The sequence below is a fragment of the Polynucleobacter campilacus genome (assembly GCF_002206625.1).
In the GTDB taxonomy this organism is placed as follows: Bacteria; Pseudomonadota; Gammaproteobacteria; order Burkholderiales; family Burkholderiaceae; genus Polynucleobacter; species Polynucleobacter campilacus.
In genome coordinates this window covers 72133-79178 of record NZ_NGUP01000002.1, presented here as the reverse complement: position 1 = coordinate 79178, position 7046 = coordinate 72133, and the positions used below count along the sequence as shown (strand labels likewise).

Sequence of the window (7046 nt, the reverse complement as noted above, 5' to 3'; positions counted from 1 at the left end):
GGCCGATTGTGCAAGACTTTACAGCAACGATTTTGCGTGGAGATAAGGTAGGTCTGCTCGGTCCTAACGGCGCAGGTAAAACGACTTTGCTGAAATTGATTCTAGGGACCATTGCACCTGACTCAGGAAGCGCTACGATGGGCACTCGGATTGAAGTAGCTTATTTTGATCAAATGCGTGAAGGTCTTGATCTCAATGCTTCGCTTGAGGATTACATTAGTCCAGGTAGCGAGTGGATTGAAATCAATGGCAATAAAAAACACGTTAAGAGTTATTTGAGTGATTTCTTATTTGCACCAGAGCGCACCAACTCTCCAGTAAGTACTTTGTCGGGCGGCGAACGTAATCGCTTATTGCTCGCTCGTTTATTTGCTAGACCAGCAAATGTATTGGTTTTAGATGAACCCACCAATGACTTAGATATCGATACCTTAGATTTACTTGAGCAATTGCTACAAGATTACAAAGGCACTGTATTTTTGGTTAGTCATGATCGCTATTTCTTAGATAACGTGGTGACCAGCATCATTGCTCATGAGGGAGATGGTTTTTGGCGTGAGTATGAAGGTGGCTACGAGGATTGGAAAATCCAAAAGGCACGTTCAGACCAAATTCGCGCTAGTAATGCAAAAGCTGCAAACAAAGTGGAGCCAAAAGCCGAAGTCAAACAAGCACTCAAAGCAGAAGTTAAACCAGTTGCGAAGAGTGGAGTACAAAAACTCAATGGCAAGGAGCGTCAAGAGTTGGAGACTTTACCTCTGCAAATTGAAGAGCTTGAAACAGAGCAGGCCGATATTGGTATTGCGATGAGTAATCCAGATCTTTATAAGAATGAACCTGAGTTAGCGGCCAGCATGCAAGCGCGTTTAACCGAGATTACTAGTCAGTTAGAGCAAAAGCTGCAACGCTGGGAGCTACTCCTGGGTCGTTCTGAGTCTTGAGCTCTCTTATTTAAGCTCGAGGCGTGCACGCAGCTGCGCGATTTCATCTAAGAGATCGAGGGCTAGGGCAACTCCTGAAACATTTAATTCTAGATCGTGTGTCAGGTGCGCTGCAGTCTTGGCTCTTTTAAGAGAGTCCCCACTAAAGCGCCAATCTTCAGGTGATGAGCCCGCAGGACTGAGGACACCCTCAGATACCCAAGACATAATTAATTCTTGAGGAGTGCGAGAAGCATGTGAGAGCTCCACAATACTCATATTCACTTCGTTCTCTACAACGCTTGCTTCAATCCAGGTGGTATTGGTCTTTGTCATGGTGATCATCCCTTCAAGTGAGATCTAGGGTTGAAATCAAAAGCCTTCTCGAATTGTTGATAGGCTTCTTTCTGAGTATCTGTTTGGGCTGGCGGTAGTGCAATCGTAGGCACTACATATAAGTCACCGGGCTCTGCACTTGGAATGCCTTTGCCTTTGAGGCGCATCTTGCGACCTGCAACTGTACCTGGCGGAATTTTTAATTCCAAAGTAGAGCCTGCTGGTGTTGGCACATTGACTGCAGTGCCTAGAGCCGCTTCCCATGGTGCCAATGGAATATCGATCAATACATCTTTACCATCAATCCGATAGATTGGATTTGGATGAAAATCAACTTCTAAATAGAGATCGCCCGCTGGACCTTCGCCAATACCGGGACCACCTTGCCCTGAGAGGCGAAGATTTTGGCCGGCTTTAATTCCTTTTGGAATGCTGACATCTAACTTGCGCTCTTTAGTGCTGACATGACCGCTGGGATCTTGCATTGGCATATGCAATGAAATAGTCCGTTTAGCGCCGTTATAGGCATCAGCAAGATCAATCAAAATTTTGGCATGATGATCTTGCCCTTTGAAGTTCATGCCTTGGCGTGATTGGCTGCTTCGGCCACCTTGACGTTGCTTACCTCTGCCAAAGAGAGATTCAAAGAACTCACTTTGATCACCTTCAAAGCCACCACCATAACCTGGGCTACCACCATTAAACTCATTATCAGAGTATTCAAAACCTTCATTCCAATTGGGGGGAGGGGTGAAGTCTTGACCATTTTTCCAATTAGCACCGAAGCGATCATAAGCTGCGCGCTTTTCGGTATCTTTTAAAACGGCATAGGCTTCACCAATTTCTTTGAATTGCTCTTCAGCCCCAGCTTCTTTATTGACATCTGGGTGATATTTGCGGGCAAGTTTGCGGTAGGCAGTTTTGATTTCAGCTTCGGTAGCAGAGCGTGCTACCCCAAGCGTTTCGTAGTAATCCCTAAATTTCATAGGCCTATATTAATCCTCACGTATCTGTTCTTACTGAGCTAATGATTAATTCTACAGGCGTATTAGCTCATCACCCCAATTTGCCAGGGCACAAACTCATAATCACCCAGGCCCAGAAGCTCGCTCTTAGAAGACTCTCCAGAAGCAGTTTTCAGGAAGAGCTCAAATATCCGTTGCCCCATTTCTTGAACTGAAACAGTTCCATCCAAAATTTCTCCACAATTAATGTCCATATCCTCGGTAAGTCGCTGATACATGGGGGTATTGGTGGCTAGCTTGATGCAAGGCGCAGGTTTAGAGCCAAACATGGAGCCTCTACCGGTAGTGAAGGCAATTAAATTTGCACCACCAGCAATTTGCCCTGTAGCGGATACAGGATCAAAGCCAGGAGTGTCCATAAAGACAAAGCCTTTAGTGGTGACTGGTTCGGCATACTTGTAGACTTCCATGAGTGGACCAGTGCCACCCTTCATGGAAGAGCCCAAAGATTTTTCAAAGATATTAGCCAGCCCACCAATTTGATTTCCTGGGCTAACTTGACCATTAATCTGCACGTCTCTACCAACAGAGTATTCGTCTTTCCACCAACGAATACGTTTAATTAGTTTTTCACCAATAGCTTGACTTGCAGCGCGGCGGGTGAGGGTGTGCTCTACGCCATAAATCTCGGGCGTCTCGGACAAAATCCCAGTACCCCCATGACGAGACAAAATATCGATTGCTGCACCTAACGCTGGATTAGCCGTGATGGATGAAAAGCCATCTGATCCACCGCATTGCAAGCCAACACACAGATGACTCGCTGATACTGTTTCACGTTTTGCTTTATTTGCCTCTGGAAGTAAGGCCTTAACTGCCTCAATTCCGGCTTCAATCGTTTTGCGTGTGCCACCGGTCTCTTGCATGATGAAGGTGTGCAGGTTTGTACCTGCAGTGAGGTCTTCCTGCTCCATCAAACCCTTTAATTGATTGCGTTCACAGCCAAGACCGACAATCAGTGCAGCTGCAAGATTAGGATGACGAGCATAACCAGCCATCGTGCGACGGAGCAATTGCATTGGTTCACCGCTCATTTCCATGCCGCAGCCGATGTCATGGCTAAACGCCACAACGCCATCCACATTTGGAAAATCCTTCAATCTTTCTGGCGTAAACCAGTCAGCAATTTTATTGACTACGGTTGCAGAGCAATTCACGGTGGATAAAATCCCTATGAAATTACGTGTACCTACTTTTCCATTCGGTCTCACATAACCCTGAAATGTTGCGCGCTCAGATTCAGGCAACATTTGGGTAGGTTTAAATTCACTGGCGTAGGCATAGTCGCGATCAAATTCACGAAACTCAGTATTGTGACTATGAACTATGGTGCCCGCTTCGATATCTGTATTGGCAAAACCTACAGTCACGTTGTACTTCAGAATCGGATCACCTTTGAGAATCTTTTTCGTTGCAATTTTATAGCCGGCAGGTACTTGGCTGCGGCTAGTAAAGCTCTCACTAGGTACTTCTGTGCCAATGCCAACATCAATCCGGGCCACGACAATATTGTCATTAGGGTGGAGACGAATGATTGGGCCGATGAGGCGTTTTTCAGACATGTCAATCATGGATTTCTTTCGGTGAGTTATTTTCTTATTCAGCAGTGGCGCCAGATTTCTTAACAATCGGGCCCCACTTAGCAACTTCTGACTTAATGTACTCGCTTAATTGATTTGGGGTGCTTGTAATGACCTCAAAGCCTTTTCCATTAATTTGCCCTTTAATTTCTGGGTTATTTAGTACGCTGATTAATTGTGCGTTCAGTTTATCAACAACCGCTTTTGGTGTATTAGCGGGAGCAACGATTGCATAAACAAGCTCAACTTCAAATTTAGGCAAGTACTCTGAAATTGCAGGAATCTCAGGGGCGCTTGATGAGCGCTTAAGACTCGTAATTCCCAGGGGAACTAATTTTCCAGAGCGTACATAGGGCAGTGCGGCAGGGGTGCCAACAAGAGCGGTTTCAACTTGTCCGCCAAGTACATCGGTTAATGCGGGTGCAGCACCCTTGTAAGGTACATGCAAAATATTTGTACCTGCTTGAGTATTAAAGAGCTCACCACCGAGATGAAGTGGTGTGCCTGCACCTGATGAGGCAAAGCTCACCTTATTGGGGTTGGATTTGGTGTAGGTAATGAGTTCTGGAATTGTTTTAAAGGGTGCAGAAGGGTTTGCTACAAATAGCAAAGATGAGGAGGCAACCAGGCTGACTGGTGCAAAGTCCTTAATGAGGTTGTAATTCAATTTTTTGTACAGCGTTTCATTGATGGCTTGCGTGCCCACCATCATGAGAAACAGGGTATAGCCATCTGGTTTGGAGTTAGCGACATACTCTGCAGCAAGATTGGCGCCCGCACCAGGCTTATTATCAATAATGATCGGTTGACCTAGATTCTCACCCAGCTTAGGAGCAAATCCTCTCGCTAAAACATCTGAAGGGCCGCCAGCAGCAAATGGAACAATCAATTTAATGGGTTGACTAGGGTAGTTCTGTGCCTGAGCAGTAGCAATAGAGCTTATGCTAATAAGCGACAATGCTAAAAATATTTTTCTCATGTAATGTTCTCCGTATTCTTAGTGTTAATTCTTATAAAATCTGACTTTAAATGCTGTTAAAAAAATGAAAATTAATCAGGCAACAATCTTTCCTCTATCCATACCGCTAATTGAGCCAATCAAAATGGCCAAAGAGTTAATTGTGGATGCCAAAACAGTATTACTTTGCCTCACTGACGAAGAGGGTCGCCAAGGTTGGGGCGAAGCATCTGTTGCACCCCTCATGACTGGTGAAACCCTCGATAGTCTATTGGCAAGTCTAAAATATTTGGTAGAAAAGGCGCGCTCTATTGAGTGGAGTGACCCCAATCTTTTTGCCAAATCTTCTGATGCTGTTTTGTATGGTAATCCATCAGCAAAATCCTGTCTTGAGATGGCATTACTTGATTTGTACACCCAGAAGCATTCCATTTCTTTATGGAAATATCTACGCTCCTTAAATACTGGAGCCGTCTTAACTGAGTTAACTGAAATTCCTTTGTTGCGAATGATCGGTGGAGCACCCGAAAAAGAAATGGCGGATGCTAAATCATTTCGCGAGGCAGGATTTAAACATTGGAAAATCAAGATTGGCTCTCTGTCATTAGAGGAAGATCTAAGACGCGTCCAGTTACTCTCAGATTTGCTAGAAGGAGACATTATCTCTGTGGATGCTAATGGCGCTATGTCTTTAGACGATGCCCTGCATTTTTGTATTTCACCGCAGGCTAGAAAATTATCGTTTGCAGAGCAATTGATTAGCGCAGACTCTTCTGTAAATGACTTTGCTTTGCTCAAAGCGCGCTCGCCAATTGCTATTGGCCTAGATGAATCTATCCATGGCTCTGCTGAGATTATGGAGTTAATGAAAGCTAATGCTCTAAATGGCGCCAGTCTGAAACTCATTAAGACCGGGGGGGTGATGGAGGCCTGGAGCTGTGCACAAATTCTGCGGAAGAATAATCTGCAACTTAACTTAGCTTGCAAGGTTGCAGAAACATCTCTATCCGGAGCTGCTACCGCTTCCATCGGCTTCGCTGTCGGTGATGTGCCCTGGGGATTTAGCATGTCAAATCAATACCTACGTTTTGATATCTGTGATCAGCCATTAACGGCGCAGCGCGGTCACTTGTATCTTGCTCAGCTCAATGCTACTGGAGTTGGCGTTACTCCTAATATGGATCGCGTTAAGGATGCTGTAGCTCAAGGTTACTCAATTATTCAATATTAAGAACGTCAAAAGCCGCTTTCAATCTGCGGGAGTAGGAATCAGAAACCGTTTTGATTTCTTCTGGGGTCCATTTTCTAAAACCTTCCCCAGCTTTCATACCTGTTTTTCCTTCGGCCATGAGTTGCACTACCTTAGGTGGAAGGCTAGTGATATTCGATAGGGATGGATAAATTTCTTTTGCGGCATTGGCCATTCCATCCCATCCTGAAATTTCTTTTTGTGTCATTGGGCCCACTGCAGCATAGCGAAAGCCAAAGCTATATCTCACTGCATCATCAATATCGGCTGGAGTAGCGATGCCCTCTTGCACCAGAGAGAGTGCCTCTCTCATCAAGGCATGCTGAATGCGATTGGCTAAAAACCCAGGGATATCTTTTTTAACTAAAACTGGCTTCTTATCAATCGCTTTGTAGAGCGAACAGGCCCGTTCGGCATATTTGATATCAGTTTTTTGCCCCATGACAATTTCTACTAATGGCACTACTTCAGCTGGCATAAAGTAGTGGGCACCCATCATGCGATTAGCTGTCTTGAGCCCGTCTGCAATTTTGCTTATTGGGAATCCTGAACTATTGCTCCCAATAGGAATATCCACTGGTACGACTTGATCAAGGTATTGAAATACTTTTTGCTTTAATTCAAGGTTTTCTGCTACCGTCTCAATAACCCAGTAGCATTGCTCCCAGTCTTGATAGCCTTCCAATATTCCAACGAATTGCAGCTTCTTAATCTCGGAATCATCTTTAGCTGCATTGTCTTTTGACATGCCAATCTTCTTTGCAAGAGCAATAGCCTTATCTAAGCAGGCATCTGCCTTATCTTTAGACCTACCCAAAATAATGGTGGGAATGTCTTTAGCAATAAAGCCGGCAGCAATGCCAGCACCCATGATTCCAGTTCCAATGACAGCTACAGATTTCATCGTTTTAAACCTATGCGGTTAAGTAAAAATTGAGTTTGATCATTTCAGATCAATTGACGCATAAGGTTATCATT

At 44.7% G+C, this 7046-nt stretch carries 7 protein-coding genes; 2 read left to right on the top strand and 5 right to left on the bottom strand.

Annotated elements, in window-relative coordinates; all coding sequences use genetic code 11:
* The coding region (locus CBI31_RS03425; protein ID WP_133062483.1) for an ATP-binding cassette domain-containing protein at positions 1-941 on the top strand (941 nt) is incomplete at its 5' end.
* Between the two features lie 6 nt (positions 942-947).
* Here CBI31_RS03425 and CBI31_RS03420 read toward each other — a convergent pair.
* From CBI31_RS03420 to CBI31_RS03405, 4 genes are all read right to left on the bottom strand, one after another.
* Positions 948-1256 carry a chaperone modulator CbpM gene (locus CBI31_RS03420; protein WP_088525042.1) on the bottom strand — a complete coding sequence of 103 codons (309 nt, stop codon included), beginning with the start codon at positions 1254-1256 and terminating at the stop codon, positions 948-950.
* Between the two features lie 5 nt (positions 1257-1261).
* Entirely contained in the window at positions 1262-2242 is a 981-nt protein-coding gene (locus CBI31_RS03415) for a DnaJ C-terminal domain-containing protein (RefSeq protein WP_088525036.1), read from the bottom strand.
* Positions 2243-2304: 62 nt separating this feature from the next.
* Entirely contained in the window at positions 2305-3852 is a 1548-nt protein-coding gene (locus CBI31_RS03410; RefSeq protein ID WP_088525035.1) for a UxaA family hydrolase, read from the bottom strand.
* A gap of 25 nt (positions 3853-3877) precedes the next feature.
* Positions 3878-4840, bottom strand: a complete 963-nt coding sequence (locus tag CBI31_RS03405; protein ID WP_088525034.1) for a Bug family tripartite tricarboxylate transporter substrate binding protein — start codon at positions 4838-4840, stop codon at positions 3878-3880.
* 64 nt (positions 4841-4904) lie between these two features.
* Between CBI31_RS03405 and CBI31_RS03400 the strand changes: the two genes are divergently transcribed.
* Positions 4905-6050, top strand: coding sequence for a mandelate racemase/muconate lactonizing enzyme family protein (locus CBI31_RS03400; RefSeq protein WP_088525033.1), 1146 nt, complete (start codon positions 4905-4907; stop codon positions 6048-6050).
* Here CBI31_RS03400 and CBI31_RS03395 read toward each other — a convergent pair.
* Positions 6037-6972: a 3-hydroxyacyl-CoA dehydrogenase family protein gene (locus CBI31_RS03395; protein ID WP_088525032.1), complete on the bottom strand. Its 936-nt coding sequence runs from the start codon at positions 6970-6972 to the stop codon at positions 6037-6039. The genes CBI31_RS03400 and CBI31_RS03395 overlap by 14 nt on opposite strands.
* Positions 6973-7046: the final 74 nt, after the last annotated feature.

Coding starts and splice junctions, on each gene's coding strand:
- CBI31_RS03410 (WP_088525035.1), bottom strand. CDS start 3,852: ATGATTGACATGTCTGAAAAACGCCTCATCGGCCCAATCATTCGTCTC.
- CBI31_RS03405 (WP_088525034.1), bottom strand. CDS start 4,840: ATGAGAAAAATATTTTTAGCATTGTCGCTTATTAGCATAAGCTCTATT.
- CBI31_RS03420 (WP_088525042.1), bottom strand. CDS start 1,256: ATGACAAAGACCAATACCACCTGGATTGAAGCAAGCGTTGTAGAGAAC.
- CBI31_RS03415 (WP_088525036.1), bottom strand. CDS start 2,242: ATGAAATTTAGGGATTACTACGAAACGCTTGGGGTAGCACGCTCTGCT.
- CBI31_RS03400 (WP_088525033.1), top strand. CDS start 4,905: ATGAAAATTAATCAGGCAACAATCTTTCCTCTATCCATACCGCTAATT.
- CBI31_RS03395 (WP_088525032.1), bottom strand. CDS start 6,972: ATGAAATCTGTAGCTGTCATTGGAACTGGAATCATGGGTGCTGGCATT.